The sequence below is a fragment of the Streptomyces sp. ALI-76-A genome (assembly GCF_030287445.1).
Lineage (GTDB): Bacteria > Actinomycetota > Actinomycetes > Streptomycetales > Streptomycetaceae > Streptomyces.
Genome location: NZ_JASVWB010000002.1, coordinates 3,542,413 through 3,560,932 on the forward strand (window position 1 = coordinate 3,542,413; position 18,520 = coordinate 3,560,932).

Sequence of the window (18,520 nt, forward strand, 5' to 3'; positions counted from 1 at the left end):
TCAGAGCGGCCTCAGGACGAACTCCGCTGCACCAGCTCCGTCGCCAGCACCACCCGCTGCCGCTCCAGTCCCCGGACCGCCGCCGGACGGCGGTCCGCGATCTCCGTCAGCAGCAGGTCGATCATCCTGCGGCCCATCTCCTCGATGGGCTGGCGCACGCTGGTCATGGGCGGATCCATGTGGCGGGCGATGGCCGAGTCGTCGTAGCCGACGAGCGCGACCTCGTCGGGGATGCGGCGGCCCTCCTCGCGCAGCACCTGGCGGGCGCCGGCCGCCATCACGTCCGAGCCCGCGAAGACCGCGTCCAGGTCGGGACGGCGGGCCAGCAGCTTCGTCATCGCGCGCCGGCCGCCCTCCTCGGTGAAGTCGCCCGGCTCGATGAGCCGCTCGTCCACCTGGTGCCCCGCGCCGAGCAGGGCGTCGCGGTAGCCGTCGACGCGTCGCTGGGCGCCGTACACGTCGAGGCGGCCGGTGATGTGGCCGACCGCCCGGCAACCGCGGGCCAGCAGGTGCTCGACGGCCGTGCGGGCGCCGCCGTAGTTGTCCGAGTCGACCGACGGGAGCGTCTCCGCGGCCGACCTCGGGCCGCTGATCACCGCCGGTATCTCCAGCTGGGAGAGCAGGTCGGGCAGCGGGTCGTCGGCGTGCACGGACACCAGCAGGACGCCGTCGACCCGGTGCGCGGCCAGGTACTGGGCGAGACGGGCCCGCTCCCGGTCGCTGCCCGCGAAGATCAGCAGCAGTTGCATCTCGGTGTCGGACAGCTCGGCGCCGACCCCCTTGAGCATGTCCGAGAAGTACGGTTCCGCGAAGAAGCGGGTCTCCGGCTCGGGGACGACCAGGGCGATCGCGTCGGTGCGGTTGGCGGCCAGGGCGCGGGCCGCCGTGTTGGGCACGTACCCCAGCTCGGCGACCGCCGCCTCCACCGCCGCGCGGGTGGCGTCACTGACCCGGGGCGAGCCGTTGATGACCCGGGAGACCGTGCCGCGGCCCACGCCGGCCCGTGCCGCCACCTCTTCGAGGGTGGGCCGGCCACCGCTCCGGCCCCGCGCTCCGTGGCTTGCCATGGGCTCCGCCTCCCGTTGACCCTGTCATTGGCCTGGAATTTAACAGTCCCGCCGGAGGGGCGACCGGTCACGGTGGACTCCCTCATTCCACTGCCGTGCTTCGCGGGGGTGGCTGGATCGTTACGCCCGGGTTCCAGTTAACAGCCCGATAACTGAACGCATCTCTCCGCTCCCAGTCCCTTGACACCCTCGCTCCGACCGACGAACCTTCAACACATCACAAGTGGGAGCGCTCCCACGGTACCTGACACATACATAACCCGCACGTTCCCCGCCCGAGCCGCAGCTAGAACTAACGGGCCCAACAACGCAGTTGGCCGGGGGGTCGGCACGTCAGGGCAACAGGAGGACGCAATGCGAGCACGTACCCGAATCGCCCGCAAGACGATGGTCCTCGCGGCCGTCGCCGCGCTGGGCTCCGGGCTGCTGGCCGGCTGTGCCGACGACGGAGACGACGGCGGTGACGGTTCGTCTTCGGGCGACACCAGTGGCAAGACCACGATCACCCTCGGCCTCTTCGGCACCCAGGGCTTCAAGGAAGCCGGTCTGTACGCCGAGTACGAGAAGCTGAACCCGGACATCAAGATCGCCGAGAACGTCGTCGAGCGGAACGAGAACTACTACCCGGCTCTCGTCAACCACCTGACCACCAACAGCGGTCTGCAGGACATCCAGGCCGTCGAGGTCGGAAACATCGCCGAGGTCGTGAACACCCAGGCCGCGAAGTTGACGGACCTGTCCAAGGTGGAGGGCGTCCAGTCGAGCAACTGGCTCGACTGGAAGTGGAAGCAGGCCACCACCAAGGACGGCCAGACGATCGGTCTCGGCACCGACGTCGGCCCGATGGCCATCTGCTACCGCAAGGACCTGTTCGAGCAGGCCGGACTGCCGTCCGAGCGCGAGGAGGTCAGCAAGCTGTGGGCCGGCAGCTGGGAGAAGTTCGTCGAGGTCGGCAAGGACTACCAGGGGAAGGCGCCCAAGGGCACCACCTTCCTGGACTCCCCCGGCGGCCTGCTGAACGCGATCGTCAGCGGTGAGAGCGAGAAGTTCTACGACGCCTCCGGCGAGGTCATCTACAAGACGAACCCGGCCATCAAGAAGGCCTTCGACCTGACGGCGCAGGCCGCCGAGGACGGGCTGATCGGCAACCAGACGCAGTTCCAGCCCGCCTGGGACACGACGATCGCCAACGGCAAGTTCGCCGCGATGTCCTGCCCGCCGTGGATGCTCGGCTACATCAAGGGCAAGTCGAAGCCCGAGGCGGCCGGCAAGTGGGACGTGGCCACCTCGCCGAAGCCCGGCAACTGGGGCGGCACCTTCCTCGCCGTGCCGAAGTCCGGCAAGAACGCCGACGAGGCCGCGAAGCTCGCCGCATGGTTGACCGCGCCCGAGCAGCAGGCCAAGCTCTTCGCCAAGCAGGGCAGCTTCCCGAGCGCCCCGGCCGCGTACACCATGCCGCAGGTCACCGGCGCGAAGAACGACATGACCGGTGACTCCCCGATCGGCACGATCTTCGCCGACGCCGCCAAGCAGATCCCGGCGCAGGTGATCGGCCCGAAGGACCAGATCATCCAGCAGGGTCTGACCGACAACGGCGTCATCCTGGTCACCCAGGGCAAGTCGGCCGAGGAAGCCTGGGAGACGGCCACCAAGACCATCGACAACAACCTGGAGAAGTGACCGGTATGGCCACCCGGCACGACACCGCCGCGCCCCCCCTCAAGGAGGGGGGCGCGGCCCCGGGCCGCCCGCCCGCCGACGCCGTGCCCGAGGCGGACAAGCGCCGCCGGGCCCGGCTCTCCCGCCGCTGGCAGCGGGACATGCGCTGGAGCCCGTACGCGTTCGTCTCGCCGTTCTTCCTGCTCTTCCTCGCGTTCGGCCTGTTCCCGCTGATCTACACCGGCTGGGCCTCGCTGCACACGGTGGAGATGACCGCGCCCACCGACATGGAGTGGGCGGGCCTGCGCAACTACACCCGGATCTTCGACGACGACTTCTTCTGGAACGCGGCGAAGAACACCCTGACCATCGGCATCATCTCGACGGTCCCGCAGCTGCTGATGGCCATGGGCATCGCCCACATCCTCAACTACAAGCTGCGCGGCTCGACCTTCTACCGGGTCATGATGCTCGCGCCGTACGCGACGTCGATCGCCGCCGCCTCCCTGGTGTTCGTGCTGCTCTTCGGCCGCGACTACGGCATGATCAACTGGGCGCTGAACGCCGTCGGCTTCGACAACATCGACTGGCAGAACGACAAGTGGGCCTCCCAGATCGCCGTCTCGTCGATCGTGATCTGGCGCTGGACCGGCTACAACGCGCTGATCTACCTGGCCGCGATGCAGGCGATACCGCAGGACCTGTACGAGTCGGCGGCCCTGGACGGGGCCAACCGCTGGCGGCAGTTCATCCACGTCACCCTGCCGTCGCTGCGCCCGACCATCCTGTTCACCGTGGTCGTGTCGACCATCGGCGCCTCCCAGCTGTTCGGCGAGCCCCTGCTGTTCGACGCGAACAAGGGCACCTCCGGCGGCTCCCAGCACCAGTTCCAGACGCTCGGGCTGTACCTGTACGAGCAGGGCTGGGTCAACCAGCACCTGGGCCGCGCCTCGGCGATCGCCTGGACGATGTTCCTGATCCTCATCGTGATCGGGATCGTCAACTACGTCATCTCGCGCCGGCTGCGCGCCAGTAGTTAGGAGACCCGGCCGTGACGACGACACTGACCCCGGTGGAACCGACCGACCAGAAAACCCAGCGCGTACGACGGCCCAAGTCGGCCCGCGCGGGCGGACAGATGCACGCCGGCCCGATCGCGTACGTCATCCTCGCCCTGTTCACCATCGGCTCGCTGTTCCCACTGGTGTGGACGGCGATCGCCGCCTCGCGCGACACCCAGCGCCTGGCGCAGACGCCGCCGCCGTTCTGGTTCGGCTCGAACCTCTTCGACAACCTCGAGATCGCCTGGAACGACGCCAACCTGGGCGAGGCGTTCATCAACACCACGTTCGTGGCGGGGGTGTCGGCGGTGACCATCGTGTTCCTGTCGACGATCGCCGGGTTCGCCTTCGCCAAGCTGCGCTTCAAGGGCCGGGGCGCGATGATGCTGATCGTGATCGGCACCATGATGGTGCCGCCGCAGCTCAGCGTGATCCCCCTGTACATGATGGTCGCCGAGCTCGGCTGGACAGACCAGCTCAAGGCGGTCATCTTCCCCTCGCTGGTGAGCGCCTTCGGGGTGTTCTTCATGCGGCAGTACCTGATCCAGGCGTTGCCGGACGAGATCATCGAGGCGGCCCGGGTGGACGGCGCGAGCAGCTGGCGGGTGGTGTGGCACGTGGTGTTCCCGGCCGCGCGGCCCGCGATGGCCGTCCTCGGCATGCTGATGTTCGTCCAGACCTGGAACGACTTCCTGTGGCCGTTCCTGGTCCTGACCCAGACCGGCAGCCCGACCGTGCAGGTCGCGGTGGCGGGCCTCGGCCGGGGCTTCACGCCCGACCAGTCACTGATCATGGCGGGCGCCCTGCTGGGCACGCTGCCCCTGCTGATCGTCTTCGCGATCTTCGGCAAGCAGATCGTGGGCGGCATCATGCAGGGCGCTGTGAAGGGCTGAGCCCGCCCCCTGTTCTCCGGGGGCCGAGCCACCGTCGCCTCGGCCCCCCGCTCCGCCCTTCTCGCCCTTCCTCTCTTCTTCCCTCCCCTTCTTTCCCTCCCCCTTCTCTCATCCACCCGTCGGTCCACACGACCTCCTATGGGAGCGCTTCCATGCCAGAGTCCGAAACGCCGGGAACCCCGGTGACCTTCCCGCCCGCCTTCCTCTGGGGCGCCGCGACCTCCGCCTACCAGATCGAGGGGGCGGTGCGGGAGGACGGCCGTACGCCCTCGATCTGGGACACCTTCAGCCATACGCCGGGCAAGACCGCCGGCGGCGAGCACGGTGACATCGCTGTCGACCACTACCACCGCTACCGCGACGACGTGGCGCTGATGGCGGACCTGGGCCTGAGCGCGTACCGCTTCTCCATCTCGTGGTCGCGGGTGCAGCCGACGGGCCGGGGCCCGGCCGTCCAGAAGGGCCTGGACTTCTACCGCCGGCTGGTCGACGAGCTGCTCGCGCACGACATCAAGCCGGCCGTCACGCTCTACCACTGGGACCTGCCGCAGGAGCTGGAGGATACGGGCGGCTGGCCGGAGCGTGACACGGCGTACCGGTTCGCGGAGTACGCGCGGATCGTCGGCGAGGCGCTCGGCGACCGGGTGGAGCAGTGGATCACGCTCAACGAGCCGTGGTGCAGCGCCTTCCTCGGCTACGGCTCGGGGGTGCACGCCCCCGGCCGCACGGACGCGGCGGCCTCGCTGAAGGCGGCCCACCATCTGAACCTGGCGCACGGGCTGGGCACGACGGCCCTGCGCTCGGTGATGCCGGCCCGCAACTCGGTCGCGGTGAGCCTCAACTCCTCGGTGGTGCGCCCGCTGTCGCAGGACCCGGCGGACCTGGCGGCGGTCCAGAAGATCGACGACCTGGCCAACGGTGTCTTCCACGGCCCGATGCTGCACGGCGTGTACCCGGAGACGCTGTACGCGGCGACGGAGCTGATCACGGACTGGTCGTACGTCCAGGACGGCGACCTGGCGACCATCAACCAGCCGCTGGACGCGCTGGGCCTCAACTACTACACCCCGGCGCTGGTCGCGGCGACGGACCCGCAGTCGGGCAGCTCGCGCAACGACGGTCACGGCGCCAGCTCCTACTCCCCCTGGCCCGGCGCGGACGACGTCGCCTTCCACCAGACCCCGGGCGAGCGCACGGAGATGGGCTGGACGATCGACCCGACCGGCCTGCACGACCTGATCATGCGCTACACCCGCGAGGCCCCGGGCCTGCCGCTGTACATCACGGAGAACGGCGCGGCCTACGACGACAAGCCCGACCCCGACGGCCGCGTCCACGACCCCGAGCGGATCGCGTATCTGCACGGCCACCTGGCGGCGGTCCGCCGCGCCATCACGGACGGCGCGGACGTGCGCGGCTACTACCTGTGGTCGCTGATGGACAACTTCGAGTGGGCGTACGGCTACGGCAAGCGCTTCGGCGCGGTCTACGTCGACTACGCGACCCTGGCCCGTACTCCCAAGTCGAGCGCGCACTGGTACGCCCAGGCCGCCCGCACGGGAACGCTCCCGCCGGTGACCGCGATGGACATGCCGCCGCTGGCGGCAACGGACTGACACCCTGGGGGAAGCGGGGGACGGGGCGCGGCATCCGACGGGGGGTGCCGCGCCCCGGCACGTGTCACTCGTACCCGCGCCACGGGCACGGGGGGCGCGGCCGCGCGCCGGAGGGACGAGGTGACCGCACCGCCCACCACCGTGCCCCTGCCGCCGACTGCGCGCCGACGCGTGCCTGCCTTCGCTCCCCACGAGGTGCCCCGAGGGGTGGGTGCGGCAGCACGCCGGCGATCGGAGTGCTGGCCCGAACACCGTGATCAGGACGGAGGTCGGGGATCTCGGGCGGCCTCAGGGATGGGATCGGGGCCGGTTGAAGGTGGAGCCCAGCCGTCCGGCCCGACGACGTCGTACGGAACCGCGGTGGCCGCCGCGCACCGGCGCGCGTCCGTCCACCTGGAGCCAGATCCGCACCTCCGTGCCGCCCAGCACGGACCGGCCGATCCGTACGTCCCCGCCGGTCGACTCCGCGAGCCGGCGCACGATGTCGAGCCCGAGCCCGGTCGACCCGGCGCTCCCCGAACCCCGGCCGCGCGCCATCGCCGCCTCCGGGTCGGGTATGCCGGGCCCCGCGTCCGACACCAGCACGATCACCGCGTCCTCGGCGTTGTGCACGTCGACCGCGAAGGCGGTGCCCTCCGCGGTGTGCCGGAAGACGTTGCCGAGCAGGGCGTCCAGGGCGGCGGCCAGGTCCGCGCGGGCCACGGGTATGCGCACCGGCCGGTCCGCCCCGGCCACCCGCCAGGTGCGGCCCTCGTCCTCCGCCAGCGCCGACCAGAACACCATCCGCTCGCGCACCACCTCGGCCGCGTCGCACCCGGCACCGGGTCCGGCCGCCGCGGTGCGCGGCTTGGCGTCCCGGGCGGTCCGGATGATCGTGTCGACCTCGCCCTCCAGCTGGGCGACCGCGGCCCGCGTCTGCTCCGCGGCCGGCCCCTCCCCGAGCGAGGCCGCGTTCAGCCGCAGCACGGTCAGCGGCGTCCGCAGGCGGTGCGACAGATCCGCCGCCAGCTCCCGCTCGTTGGCGAGGAGCTGGACGACCTGGTCGGCCATCGAGTTGAACGCGACCGCCGCCAGCCGCAGTTCGGTCGGCCCCTCCTCCGGCACCCTGGCGCCCAGCTTCCCCTCCCCCAGCTCCTGGGCGCCCGCCACCAGCCGCCGGGCCGGCCGCACCATCCGCACGCCCAGCCGGTCGGCGACCGCGACCGAGCCGACGACCAGCGCGAGGCCGACGCCGGCGAGCACCGCCCAGGCGGTGGCGACGCCGTTGCTGACGTCGGCCTCGGGGACGTACACCTCGACGACGGCGATCTCCCCGGAGCTCAGCGCGACCGGCTGGAGCAGGGCGGAGCCGCCGGGCACCTCGCTGGTGGAGGCCCGGCCCAGCTTCCGCACGGTCGCGATGTCCCCCTCGGCGGCGCGCCGGTGCCCGAGGCCGACGGCCGCGGCTCCGCCGGTGGCCGGCAGGTGCACGGCCATCCCGGCGTCCGAGCCCGCGGAGGCGACGACCCGTTCCAACTGGTCGCGGTCGGTGGTGATGGACAGGGCGGGGGCGACGGCCGCGGCCTGCCGCTCGGCGTTGGAGAAGGCGCGGTCCCGGGCCATCTCCCTGACCACGAGTCCGAGCGGGATCGCGAAGGCGACCACGACCATGGTGGTGACCGCCAGCGAGACCTTGACCAGGGCCCACCTCATCGCGCCGGCTCCGCTCCCGGGAACGGCGGGGCGGCCGGGTGATCGGCCGGCGGCTCCAGCTTCACGCCGACGCCCCGGAGGGTGTGCAGATAGCGGGGCCGGGCGGCCGTCTCGCCGAGCTTGCGGCGCAGCCAGGACAGGTGGACGTCGATGGTCTGGTCGTCGCCGTAGGACTGCTGCCACACCTCGGCGAGCAGTTCCCGGCGCGGGACGACGACACCGGGCCGCCCGGCCAGGAAGGCGAGCAGGTCGAACTCGCGCCGGGTGAGGTCCAGTCGTCCGCCGTCCAGTTCGGCCTGGCGGCGCAGCGGGTCGACGGTCAGGCCGCCGACCCGCAGCACGGTCTGCGGGGGCTCCCCGGCGGCACGGGACCGCCGCAGGACGGCCGCCATGCGGGCCGACAGGTGCTCGACGGAGAACGGCTTGGTCAGGTAGTCGTCCGCGCCCGCGTTCAGCAGGCGGACGATCTCCGTCTCGTCGTCCCGGGCGGTGGCGATGATCACGGGGACGTCGGTGATGCCGCGCAGCATCTTCAGGGCCTCGGATCCGTCCAGATCGGGCAGTCCGAGGTCCAGGACGACGACGTCGAAACGGACATGGGCGACCTCGCGCAGCGCCTCCAGCGCGGTGCCGACGCTGCGCACGGTGTGCGAGGCGTCGGTCAGGTGCCGGATCAGCGCCGAGCGTACGAACTGGTCGTCCTCGACCACGAGAACACGTGCCATGCGCCGCACCGTACGCCATGCGGGACAGGCCCATCCGGCGCCTGTGGACAACTCCCCGGGTGTGGACGGCGACGGCCCACCCGGGACACCGGTGGGGCCCGTGGGGCAGGATGGCCCGCGATGCGCAGAGGACTCGTACACCTGCTTGCCTGGTCGCTCGCCACGGGCGCGGCGGTCACGCTGTCGTGGTGGGGCGTGCGCACGGTGATGGAGGGGACGGCCTACGACCCGCCGCGCGCGCTGCCGGTCACGGTGGCCGACGCGGCCACCCGGGAGCCACGGCCGTCGGCCTCGTCGACGAGCCGGCCGTCCCCCTCGACGAGCCCGTCCCCGGCGCCGGGCCGGACGCCGTCGCGCGCGCCGGCACCGGCCCCCACCGCCTCCGCCACCCCGACGGCGAGCGCCTCCACCGTCGTGCCGGGCCGGGTGAAGAGCTACGACACCGACGGGGGACGCACGGTCTTCGACCTCGGGAAGACCTCGGCGACGCTCGTGTCGGCGACACCGGGCACCGGCTGGTCGATGCAGGTGTGGAAGACGGAGTCGTGGATCCGGGTGGAGTTCGCCGCGGGCGCGGACCGGGTGTCGGTGTTCTGCACCTGGCACGACGGGCCGCCACGGGTGGAGATCGGCACCTACTGAGCCGCGGTCCCGTGCCGCGTCAGCGGAACACGGACGGCGGCGGCGCCGGCGAGGCCACCGCGGCCGCGTCGGTGACGGGGACGGCGCCGCCCGTGAAGTCGGTGAGCGCCCGGCCGTGTTCGACGCGCCCCGGGTGCGGGTCGGACGCGGCGCGGCGGGTGAGTTCGGCGAGCGGCAGGGGGTGGTCGCAGGCGGCCAGGACCGCGTTGCCGAAGCGCTTGCCGCGCAGCACGGCCGGGTCGGCGACCAGCGCCAGTTCCGGGAAGCAGGCCGCCGCGGTGGCGATCTGGCCGCGCAGATGGGCCAGCGGCGGGCCGTCGGCGAGGTTCGCGGTGTAGACGCCGCCCGGCTTCAGGGCCCGGCGGACCTCGTGGAGGAACTCGGTGGAGGTGAGGTGGGCGGGGGTGCGGGCCCCGCTGAACACGTCGGCGACGACGAGGTCGGCCCAGCCGTCGGGCACCTTCGCGAGGCCTTCGCGGGCGTCCGCCGACCGGATGCGGATGCGTGCGTTGGGCGCCAACGGGAGCTCTCGGCGGACCAGTTGGACCAGGGCCGCGTCGCGCTCGACGACCTGCTGGGTGGAGCGGGGGCGGGTGGCGGCGACGTAGCGGGCGAGGGTCAGCGCGCCGCCGCCGAGGTGCACGGCGTGCACGGGCCGGCCGGGCGGGGCGGCCAGGTCGATGACGTGCCCGAGCCGCCGCTGGTACTCGAAGGACAGGTACGCCGGTTCGTCCAGGTCGACATGCGACTGCGGGGCCCCGTCGACGAGCAGCGTCCAGGCCCGTGCCCGGTCCCGGTCGGGTATGAGCTCGGCGAGCCCGCCGTCGACGGCTTCGACGAGCGCTTCGACGGCGGCGCTCGCGCGCCGGGAGTTCCTGGACTTTCCCATGGGGCCATTATCGGGGGCCGTGGACCGGACGGCTCCGCGAGCTCAGGGCGAGGTCAGCGGCGGTTGTCCGCCGCCTCGATCAACCGCGCCGCCTCCCCGAGCGCCGCCCGCAGCACCGCCGGATCCGTCGCCAGGTCCGCCTCTCCCGGCGGCAGCAGCCAGTCGGAGCCCTCCACCGGCGGCTCGGGGCTCAGCCGCAGGCCCCGTCCGTCCGTCTCGGTGCACGTGCTCCCCGGCACGTCCCAGGCCGCCGCGGTCCCCGGCGGCACCAGGAACCCCAGGGTGTCGCAGCCGTCGTCGTGCAGTACGGGGCCCACCGCGTCGCCGGCCCCCCGGCGCAGGATGTCGACCGCCTCCAGCCCCTGTCGCGCCGGCACCGTGACCAGGTCGCACACGGTGTCGGGGCTGGGCTGCGGTGCGCCGGACGCGGTCGGCGTACAGGGATCGATGCTCTGTCCGGTCTTCACCACGGAATCCCTCCTCCAACGAACGGATCGGGAGTCGGGCGGCTCCCGGTCCACGGGGTTCAACGCGGCGGCGCGTCAACGGCTACGGGGGAAGTCCGCCGCAAAGGATGGCAGTTCATGGCAGATCACGGATGAGATATCCGGTTTGTAGCCAAACACCGCGTGGCGGGTCGTGCACAGCGGGTACGTTCTTGCCCGCCGGAAACAGGGCGTCACACGGACAACTCACCCCGAACTCGCCCCGCGTCCGGCATGGTTCGACGGTTCGCACGAGAGGACCCGGCCATGGCGTCGTCAACGGTGACCTCGTCCCCGCCCCCCGGACCACCGCGGCCGAATCTCGCGTTCCGGAGGTTGCGCGGCCAGCGCTCGCCGGCCGAGTTCGCCGCGGCGGTCCGGCGGGCGGCCCGCGAGATCGGCGAGCGGGTCAGCTGCGACGCGCGCTATGTCGGGCGGGTCGAGGCGGGCGAGATCCGGTGCCCCAACTACGCGTACGAGCGGGTGTTCCTGCATATGTTCCCCGGCCGCACTCTCACCGACCTGGGGTTCGCGCCTCGCTCGTCCGTACGCGGACGCCGGGCGCACGCACCGGAGGACGCGTCCCCCTCATGCGCCACGAGCCCGGTGTACGCCCTGGGTGAGACGCGGAGGGCGGACGAGCCGTATGACACGCAGGACACACAGGACCCGTACGGCACGCACGGCCCGTACGAGACGCACGACGACTACGAGGAGAGCGACGTGCTGCGTCGCGCATTCATGACCGGCGGGGGCGCCACGGTGGCCGCCGCCTCGCTGGGCCCCCTGGCGCTCACCATCGACGCCGCGGCCGCCAACCGTCCCGCCCGACGCGTCGGCGGGCGCGAGGCCAACGCGCTCGAGGAGGCCGTCCGCAGAATCCGGCTGCTCGACGACCGGCACGGCGCGGACGGCCTCTACCAGCGCGCGGCGGCCCCCCTGCGCGCCGCGTACGCGCTGCTGGACGCCGGGGTGACCCGGCAGAAGACCGCCGACCGGCTGTACTCGGGCGCCGGTGAACTGGCCATCTCGGTGGGCTGGCTGGCCCATGACTCGGGGCGGTTCGACGACGCCCGCTCGCACTACGCGGAGGCCCTCGCGACCGCCCGCACCAGCGGTGACGACGCCCTGGAGGCACACGCCTTCTGCAACACGGCGTTCCTCGCGCGCGACGCCGGACGGCCGCGTGAGGCGGTCCGGGCGGCCCAGGCCGCGCAACGCGTCGCGCGCCCGCTGGGCTCGGCCCGGCTGATGTCGCTGCTCGCGCTGCGCGAGGCGGGCGGCTGGGCCGGGCTCGCCGACCGCACCGGCTGCGAACAGGCGCTCGCCCGCGCGCAGGTCCTCCATGAGCGCGGCCGCTCGGACGCCGACCCCGAGTGGATGAGCTTCTACGGCGAGGCCGAGCTGGAGGGCCTGGAGGCGCAGTGCTGGTCGACGCTGGGCGACTGGCGGCGCGCGGCCCGGCACGCGCGCCGTGCCGCCCAGCTCCAGGACCCGCACTTCACCCGGAACATCGCCCTGTACACGGCGGAGCTGGCCGACGACCTCGCGCGCGGGGGACGGCCCGACGAGGCCGCGGCGGCGGGCATGAAGGTGCTGGACCTGCTCGCCGAGGTCCAGTCGGCCCGCGTCCAGACGATGCTGGCGGGCACGGCGAGGGTGCTGCGGCCGCACCGGAGGGCGTCGGGGGTGTCGGCGTTCCTGGAGCGGCACGCCTCACTGCCGCGGCCGGCGTGAGCGGCCGGCCGGCGTCAGGAGAGGTGCCCCAGGTCGTTCCAGCTCTCGATGGCCGGTTCGCCGTACGCCCAGCCCAGGATGGACAGGGACGTCGGGTTCAGCCGTATCCGCGCCGCGAAGTCGAGCGGCAGGCCGAGCCAGCGGGCGCCGATGGACCGCAGGATGTGCCCGTGCGCGAACACCAGCACGTCCCGGTCCGCCTCCTTCGCCCAGGCGACCACCTCGTCCGCGCGCGCGGTCACCTCGGCGAGCGACTCGCCCTCGGGCACTCCGTCCCGCCAGATGAGCCAGCCCGGCCGGACGGCCTGGATGTCCTGCGGGGTCATGCCCTCGTAGGCGCCGTAGTGCCACTCCATGAGCGGGTCCCAGACCTTCGCCCGCTCCCCGAAGCCGGCGAGTTCGCACGTCTCCCGCGCGCGGGACAGCGGGCTGGTGCGCACCTCGACGCCGTCGAGACCGTCGAACGGCGCCCGGTGCAGCCGTTCGCCGAGCAGCTTGGCACCGCGCCGGCCCTCCTCCAGCAGCGGCACGTCGGTCCTGCCCGTGTGCTTGCCGGACAGCGACCATTGCGTCTGTCCGTGCCGGGCCAGCAGGATGCGCGGTGCCATGAGGGAACCTCTTCGGAGAAATTCGGCGGCGGAACCCCTCCATCATCCCGCACGCTGTGCGGGGGCAACCCGCAGGCCGATCTCTGCGTCTATGAGGGCCGGGGGCCCTCCGCAGGGGCCGCTTGCATACGCCGTAAAGTGGCACGACCGGACAGGACCACCGGGCGCGCGAGACGAAGGGGGAGGACGATCGGATGCCGCAGACCGTGACACCAGGCACCGAGGCGGCCTTGCGGACCCGGCTGCGCTGGTGGACCGAGCTGCCGCTGATCCTGCTGGTGTACGCCTGCTACTCGGCCGGCCGGCTCCTCGCCCGGGGCGACGTCGCGAGCGCCGTCGACCACGGCCTGGCGATCCTGCGCGTCGAGAAGGTGCTGCGCATCAACGCCGAGCACCCGCTCAACCGGCTGTTCACGCAGCAGGCGTGGATCGGCGTGCCCGCCGACTTCCTGTACGCCTCGCTGCACTACCTGATCACGCCGGCCGTCCTGATCTGGGTGTTCCGGTCGCACGCCGTGCACTACCGGATGGCCCGCACCTGGCTGATGACGTCCACCTTCATCGGCCTGATCGGCTTCACCCTGCTGCCGACCTGCCCGCCCCGGCTGCTCGCCGCGAACCACGGCTTCGTGGACACGATGGCCCAGTACAGCTCGTACGGCTGGTGGGGCGGCGAGGCGAGCGCTCCGCGGGGCCTGGGCGGTATGACCAACCAGTACGCGGCCATGCCGAGCCTGCACGTGGGCTGGGCGCTGTGGTGCGGAGTGCTGCTGTGGCGCTACGGCCGGACGCGTACCGCGAGGACCGCCGGTGTCCTCTACCCGCTGGTGACGACGATCGTGGTGATGGGCACCGCGAACCACTACTTCCTGGACGCCGTCGCGGGCGCCGCGGTGATGGGGGCCGGGCTGCTGCTCGCGCCGCACGTCATCCGGGTCTCGGAGCGGGCGGGGGCTCGGCTGCGGGCCCGGTTCGTGGTCGCCGCGGCCGTCTCTCCCGGCGCACAGGCCTCAATTGTCAGTGCCGGATGCCAGACTTCCGCGAGTGAGCACATTCCACGGCAGCGCGAGTCCCGGTTCGCAGGCGGAGCCGAGCCGAGTGCCTCCCCCACGGACACGGGAGAAGGCGCTCCGGCACCGGCTCGCTGAGCTGCGCGGCCCCGACGTACCGGCCAAGGCCCTGGACGCGCGTGCCCTGGCGGCGCTCGCCGCCAACCCCGGGTGCGAGCGGCGCGCGATCCTCGACGGCGCCGGGGTGAACAAGACGGCGCTGGCGAGCGCGCTGGGGGCGCCCTCCGCGTTCGGGCAGTCGCAGTTCGCCCTGACCCGGGGCAACGCGTTCGAGGCGCGGGTCAAGTCGGACGGCGGCGCGGAACTGCTGCGCCTGGTGCGCGAGAAACTGGACCCGGCGGCCGAGCCGCCGGCGCACGCCCAGGTGCCCGACCTCGCCGCGGTCGGCTCCGAGGGCCGCACCGCCCGCACCGCGCTCGCCCTGCGCGAGGCCACCCGGGCCGGCGGCTGGACGCTGCTCGACCATCCGATGCTGGCGCTCGACGTGGCCGGTTCGCCCGCCTTCCTGGAGCCGGACGCGGTGGTCGTCCACCCGGACGGCGGCTGGACGGTCGTCGAGATCAAGTCCTTCCCGCTGCTGGACGGCTCCGCGGACCCGGCGAAGGTCGGTGCGGCGGCCCGGCAGGCGGCGGTGTACGTACTGGCGCTGGAAGGGGTCGCCGCCCGGCTGGATCCGCCGCCGCGCGTGCACCACCACGTGCTGCTGGTGTGTCCCAGGGACTTCTCCAACCTGCCCGCCGCGTCCGCGGTCGACATCCGCAAGCAGCGCGCGGTGACCGCCCGGCAGCTGGCCCGCCTCACCCGCCTCCAGGACATCGCCGACACCCTTCCCGAGGGCACCTGCTTCTCCCCCGAGCTGCCCGCCGAGCAGCTCACGGCGGCCGTCGAGGCGGTCCCGGCGGCCTACGCGCCCGAGTGCCTGTCCGCCTGCGAGCTGGCCTTCCACTGCCGCGAGCGCTCCCGCACGGCCGGCGCGGTGACCTCCCTCGGCCGCTCGGTCCGCGCCGAACTGGGCGGCCTGACCACGGTCGCCGACGTCCTGGCGGCGGCCCGCGGGGAGACGGGCGACCCGGACGACCCGGCGGTGGCGGCGCTGCGCCGGGCGGCGCTGCTGCGCGCGGAGGCTCTGGGAGGTGCGGCCCGGTGACCTCGCTGCCACGGCTCGCGGCGCACAGCCACCCCGTCCCGTCCCTGCCCCGCCGAGGCGTCGTACCGGCGCGGACGCGGGCCGCCACCGTCCCGGCCGGGCGGCGGCGGCCGTCGCGGCCCGCCGCTCCCACGGGTCCGGCGAGGAGGGCCACCCGCCCGGAGGACGCCCCGTGTCACTGATCTCCACCCTCGCCCGGCTGGAAGCCGTCCGCGCCGGCCGCGCCCAGCCCGCCGCGACCGTCCGGCACCGCCGGCTGTCCGAGCGGCCGCTCGTCCTGGTGCCGCTCACCACCGCCGGCGAGGCCGGCGCCCCGCTCGGCGCCCTGGTGGGCACGGACCGGGACGCGCCGCGCTTGCTGGTCGTACCGCAGCCGCGCGACCGCGACCTCCGGTTCGCGTTCCTCGCCGAGCTGGCCGACGTCGTCCTGCCGTACGTGGACACGTACGCCGAGGCCGTCGAGGCCGCCGAGCGCACCGAGACCGACCCGGAGACCGGCAAGCGGGTCAAGGTCGAGGTGGACCTGTGCGCGGACGCCCCGCAGCTGATCGTGCCCAGCCGCGCGGGCGTCGAGTTCGTACGGCTGCTCGGGCGCTCCATGCGCTTTCGGCGTACGGCGGAGCAGGACCCGGAGACCCCGTATCCCGCGCCGCCCCGGCTGCCGTTGCTCGGCCGGTGGCTGACCCACTTCGGGGAGCGGGCCCGGGTGCCCGGCTCCTCGCTGCTGCTGGCCATGACCGACGTGCTGGCCCGGCACTGGGCGACGGGCCAGTCCACGCTGGAGGACCAGCACCTGGGGGCGCTGCTCGCCTGGATCGACCCGCCGCAGGGCGTGTCCGGCGCCGAGGCGGCCCTGCGCGCGGAGCTCCAGCGGGACGCGGACGGCCAGTTGCTGTGCCCGCCCGCCGGCCCGGCCACCGACCCGGCGTTCGACAACAAACTCCTCGCCCCCGCCTTCGAGCGGTACGACCGTGCCCGTCTCGCCCTCGCCGCCGCCGAGGACGGCCTACAGGCCGACGACCGGCTCGGCATCCTCACCGCCGCCGAGCGCGAGCTGCGCGCCCTGGTGGAGAGCCGGACGCGGCCCACCTGGGACGCGGTGTGGCGGGGTCTGGACCTGCTGCGGGCGCTGCCGGAGGGCGCCCACGTCGAGGAGCGGTGGACCCGCGACCGCTGGTCGTTCACGGCCCACCGCGACCGCGTCCTGGCCGGCGAGCCCCCGCAGCCGCGCCGCGACGACGCGGTCACCGCCGCGAACAAGCTCGCCGCGCGCGAGCGCGAACAGGCCCGCCTGGAGGCCCAGGAGTCGCTGGACGACCCGCTGGTGATGGCCGGGCGGCGGCTGGCCGGGGAGGCGTTCGCGGGCGAGGTCACCGATGTCGTGATGGCGTACAGCGAGGGCAAGCGGCCCAGCCCCCGCCCGCTGGTCACGGTCCGCACCGACGACCGGCCGCACCTGGGCGAACGGGCCAGGGTGTACCGCTCGCTGGGCGGCAGGCCGCAGGCCGCCGAGTTCGTCGGCCTGGAGGCGGAGGATCTGCTGGTCCTGCGGATCGTCGACAAGATGGGCCGCGGCAAGGAGCCCGAGCCCGGCTCGGTGCCGGAGAAGGGCGACCGGCTCTGCTTCACCCTCTTCGAGCACGAGCAGCGCGGCGGCGCGAAGCTGCCCGACCCGGAGGACACCCCGTGGACGCACGGCGGGCCGCCCGGTGAGGCGACGGTTCCCGATCCCGACCCCGTGACCCCGGAGGACGTCCTGTGACGAGCCAGGTGTTCGACCCCGGTACCGAGGCCACGCGGGCCACCACGGCGATCCTGCACGACACCGTGCACGGCACGCACCGGGGTGTCGTCGTCGACTCCCCGCCCGGCGCCGGCAAGTCCACGCTCGTGGTCCGGGCCGCCCTCGAACTCGCCGAGGCCGGACGTCCGTTGATGGTGGTCGCGCAGACCAACGCCCAGGTCGACGACCTGGTGCTGCGGCTCGCGGAGAAGAACCCCGACCTGCCGGTGGGCCGCCTGCACAGCAGCGACAGCGACCCGTACGACACGGCGCTCGACGACCTGCCGAACGTACGCAAGTCGGCCAGGGCGGGCGACCTCGGCGGGCTGGCGGTGGTGCTGTCGACGGCCGCCAAGTGGGGGCACGTCAAGGTCGACGAGCCGTGGCGGCACGCGATCGTCGACGAGGCCTACCAGATGCGCTCCGACGCGCTGCTGGCCGTGGCCAGCCTGTTCGAGCGGGCGCTGTTCGTGGGCGACCCGGGCCAGCTGGACCCATTCGCGATCGTGGGCAGCGAGCAGTGGGCGGGCCTGTCGTACGACCCCTCGGCCTCCGCCGTGTCGACCCTGCTCGCCCACAACCCCGAGCTGCCGCAGCACCGCCTGCCGGTGTCCTGGCGGCTCCCGGCGTCGGCGGCGCCCCTGGTCTCGGACGCCTTCTACCCGTACACGCCGTTCCGCAGCGGCACCGGCCACGACGACCGGCGGCTCGCGTTCGCCGTCCCGTCGGACGGCTCGGGCCCGGACAAGGTGATCGACGAGGCCGCGGAGTCGGGCTGGGGTCTGCTGGAGCTGCCCGCGCGGCACACCCCGCGGACGGATCCCGAGGCGGTGCGGGCCGTGGCGGCGGTCGTCCGCCGGCTGCTGGACCGGGGCGGGGCGGCCGTGTCGGAGCGCTCGCCCGAACCCACCCCGCTGACCGCCGACCGGATCGCGGTCGGCACGGCCCACCGGGACCAGGCGGCGGCCGTCCGCGCGGCGCTCACCGAACTGGGCGTGGCGGACGTCACCGTCGACACGGCGAACCGCCTACAGGGGCGTGAGTACGACGTCACGGTCGTCCTGCACCCCCTCTCCGGCCGCCCCGACGCCACCGCGTTCCACCTGGAGACCGGCCGCCTGTGCGTCCTGGCCTCCCGGCACCGGCACGCGTGCGTCGTGGTCTGCCGGGCGGGCGTCACCGACCTCCTGGACGACTACCCGTCGACGGAACCGGTCCAGCTGGGCACGGTGGTGAAGTTCCCGGACGGCTGGGAGGCGAACCACGCGGTACTGGCGCACCTGGGCAAGCACCGGGTGGTGTGGCGGCCGTGAGTGGAGGGAGCGGATGGCGTGGCGGGCGGGGGCGTCGCGGGAACATCGCGTGCGGCGGAGGCCTTGACACCTGAGGCGTGTCCAGGGGCACCGGCACCGCCGGACGCGCCAGGCCCCCTTGCGCGGACGCGGG

16 protein-coding genes are annotated in these 18,520 nt (G+C 73.4%); 10 read left to right on the forward strand and 6 right to left on the reverse strand.

The window, feature by feature from the left end:
• Nucleotides 1-11: 11 nt before the first annotated feature.
• Entirely contained in the window at nucleotides 12-1,067 is a 1,056-nt protein-coding gene (locus QQS16_RS16760; RefSeq protein WP_286062543.1) for a LacI family DNA-binding transcriptional regulator, read from the reverse strand.
• Nucleotides 1,068-1,421: 354 nt separating this feature from the next.
• On the opposite strand from QQS16_RS16760, the gene QQS16_RS16765 reads away from it, so the two are divergent.
• The 4 genes from QQS16_RS16765 (at nucleotide 1,422) to QQS16_RS16780 (ending at nucleotide 6,296) form a co-directional block, all read left to right on the forward strand.
• The gene (locus QQS16_RS16765) at nucleotides 1,422-2,747 is read left to right on the forward strand and encodes an ABC transporter substrate-binding protein (protein WP_286062544.1); all 1,326 of its coding nucleotides are present in this window, start codon (nucleotides 1,422-1,424) and stop codon (nucleotides 2,745-2,747) included.
• Between the two features lie 5 nt (nucleotides 2,748-2,752).
• Nucleotides 2,753-3,766, forward strand: coding sequence for a carbohydrate ABC transporter permease (locus tag QQS16_RS16770; protein WP_286062546.1), 1,014 nt, complete (start codon nucleotides 2,753-2,755; stop codon nucleotides 3,764-3,766).
• Nucleotides 3,767-3,777: 11 nt separating this feature from the next.
• Nucleotides 3,778-4,680, forward strand: coding sequence for a carbohydrate ABC transporter permease (locus QQS16_RS16775; protein ID WP_286062547.1), 903 nt, complete (start codon nucleotides 3,778-3,780; stop codon nucleotides 4,678-4,680).
• A 152-nt stretch (nucleotides 4,681-4,832) separates the two neighbouring features.
• Nucleotides 4,833-6,296 carry a GH1 family beta-glucosidase gene (locus QQS16_RS16780; protein ID WP_286062549.1) on the forward strand — a complete coding sequence of 488 codons (1,464 nt, stop codon included), beginning with the start codon at nucleotides 4,833-4,835 and terminating at the stop codon, nucleotides 6,294-6,296.
• A 288-nt stretch (nucleotides 6,297-6,584) separates the two neighbouring features.
• Here QQS16_RS16780 and QQS16_RS16785 read toward each other — a convergent pair whose 3' ends face one another.
• On the reverse strand, nucleotides 6,585-7,988 hold the full coding sequence (locus QQS16_RS16785; RefSeq protein ID WP_286062550.1) for a sensor histidine kinase: 1,404 nt from the start codon (nucleotides 7,986-7,988) through the stop codon (nucleotides 6,585-6,587).
• Complete coding sequence (locus QQS16_RS16790; protein ID WP_286062551.1) at nucleotides 7,985-8,713, reverse strand: response regulator transcription factor; 729 nt, start codon at nucleotides 8,711-8,713, stop codon at nucleotides 7,985-7,987. The genes QQS16_RS16785 and QQS16_RS16790 overlap by 4 nt, the downstream gene beginning before the upstream one ends.
• A 120-nt stretch (nucleotides 8,714-8,833) precedes the next feature.
• On the opposite strand from QQS16_RS16790, the gene QQS16_RS16795 reads away from it, so the two are divergent.
• Nucleotides 8,834-9,355, forward strand: coding sequence for a hypothetical protein (locus QQS16_RS16795; protein ID WP_286062552.1), 522 nt, complete (start codon nucleotides 8,834-8,836; stop codon nucleotides 9,353-9,355).
• A 19-nt stretch (nucleotides 9,356-9,374) separates the two neighbouring features.
• Here QQS16_RS16795 and QQS16_RS16800 read toward each other — a convergent pair whose 3' ends face one another.
• Nucleotides 9,375-10,244, reverse strand: coding sequence for a spermidine synthase (locus QQS16_RS16800; RefSeq protein WP_286062554.1), 870 nt, complete (start codon nucleotides 10,242-10,244; stop codon nucleotides 9,375-9,377).
• A gap of 53 nt (nucleotides 10,245-10,297) precedes the next feature.
• The gene (locus QQS16_RS16805; protein ID WP_502963911.1) at nucleotides 10,298-10,711 is read right to left on the reverse strand and encodes a hypothetical protein; all 414 of its coding nucleotides are present in this window, start codon (nucleotides 10,709-10,711) and stop codon (nucleotides 10,298-10,300) included.
• Between the two features lie 285 nt (nucleotides 10,712-10,996).
• Between QQS16_RS16805 and QQS16_RS16810 the strand changes: the two genes are divergently transcribed.
• Nucleotides 10,997-12,466: an NsdA family TPR-like regulatory protein gene (locus QQS16_RS16810; RefSeq protein ID WP_286062555.1), complete on the forward strand. Its 1,470-nt coding sequence runs from the start codon at nucleotides 10,997-10,999 to the stop codon at nucleotides 12,464-12,466.
• 14 nt (nucleotides 12,467-12,480) lie between these two features.
• Here QQS16_RS16810 and QQS16_RS16815 read toward each other — a convergent pair whose 3' ends face one another.
• The gene (locus QQS16_RS16815) at nucleotides 12,481-13,074 is read right to left on the reverse strand and encodes a histidine phosphatase family protein (protein ID WP_286062556.1); all 594 of its coding nucleotides are present in this window, start codon (nucleotides 13,072-13,074) and stop codon (nucleotides 12,481-12,483) included.
• Nucleotides 13,075-13,268: 194 nt separating this feature from the next.
• On the opposite strand from QQS16_RS16815, the gene QQS16_RS16820 reads away from it, so the two are divergent.
• From QQS16_RS16820 to QQS16_RS16835, 4 genes are all read left to right on the forward strand, one after another.
• Nucleotides 13,269-14,222 carry a phosphatase PAP2 family protein gene (locus tag QQS16_RS16820; RefSeq protein ID WP_286062557.1) on the forward strand — a complete coding sequence of 318 codons (954 nt, stop codon included), beginning with the start codon at nucleotides 13,269-13,271 and terminating at the stop codon, nucleotides 14,220-14,222.
• Nucleotides 14,173-15,291: a hypothetical protein gene (locus QQS16_RS16825; RefSeq protein WP_286062558.1), complete on the forward strand. Its 1,119-nt coding sequence runs from the start codon at nucleotides 14,173-14,175 to the stop codon at nucleotides 15,289-15,291. The genes QQS16_RS16820 and QQS16_RS16825 overlap by 50 nt, the downstream gene beginning before the upstream one ends.
• 172 nt (nucleotides 15,292-15,463) lie before the next feature.
• Nucleotides 15,464-17,053, forward strand: coding sequence for a hypothetical protein (locus QQS16_RS16830; protein ID WP_286062560.1), 1,590 nt, complete (start codon nucleotides 15,464-15,466; stop codon nucleotides 17,051-17,053).
• Nucleotides 17,050-18,387: an AAA domain-containing protein gene (locus QQS16_RS16835; RefSeq protein WP_286062561.1), complete on the forward strand. Its 1,338-nt coding sequence runs from the start codon at nucleotides 17,050-17,052 to the stop codon at nucleotides 18,385-18,387. The genes QQS16_RS16830 and QQS16_RS16835 overlap by 4 nt, the downstream gene beginning before the upstream one ends.
• Nucleotides 18,388-18,520: the final 133 nt, after the last annotated feature.

Coding starts and splice junctions, on each gene's coding strand:
- QQS16_RS16820 (WP_286062557.1), top strand. CDS start 13,269: ATGCCGCAGACCGTGACACCAGGCACCGAGGCGGCCTTGCGGACCCGG.
- QQS16_RS16770 (WP_286062546.1), top strand. CDS start 2,753: ATGGCCACCCGGCACGACACCGCCGCGCCCCCCCTCAAGGAGGGGGGC.
- QQS16_RS16765 (WP_286062544.1), top strand. CDS start 1,422: ATGCGAGCACGTACCCGAATCGCCCGCAAGACGATGGTCCTCGCGGCC.
- QQS16_RS16815 (WP_286062556.1), bottom strand. CDS start 13,074: ATGGCACCGCGCATCCTGCTGGCCCGGCACGGACAGACGCAATGGTCG.
- QQS16_RS16760 (WP_286062543.1), bottom strand. CDS start 1,067: ATGGCAAGCCACGGAGCGCGGGGCCGGAGCGGTGGCCGGCCCACCCTC.
- QQS16_RS16780 (WP_286062549.1), top strand. CDS start 4,833: ATGCCAGAGTCCGAAACGCCGGGAACCCCGGTGACCTTCCCGCCCGCC.
- QQS16_RS16790 (WP_286062551.1), bottom strand. CDS start 8,713: ATGGCACGTGTTCTCGTGGTCGAGGACGACCAGTTCGTACGCTCGGCG.
- QQS16_RS16810 (WP_286062555.1), top strand. CDS start 10,997: ATGGCGTCGTCAACGGTGACCTCGTCCCCGCCCCCCGGACCACCGCGG.
- QQS16_RS16800 (WP_286062554.1), bottom strand. CDS start 10,244: ATGGGAAAGTCCAGGAACTCCCGGCGCGCGAGCGCCGCCGTCGAAGCG.
- QQS16_RS16785 (WP_286062550.1), bottom strand. CDS start 7,988: ATGAGGTGGGCCCTGGTCAAGGTCTCGCTGGCGGTCACCACCATGGTC.
- QQS16_RS16795 (WP_286062552.1), top strand. CDS start 8,834: ATGCGCAGAGGACTCGTACACCTGCTTGCCTGGTCGCTCGCCACGGGC.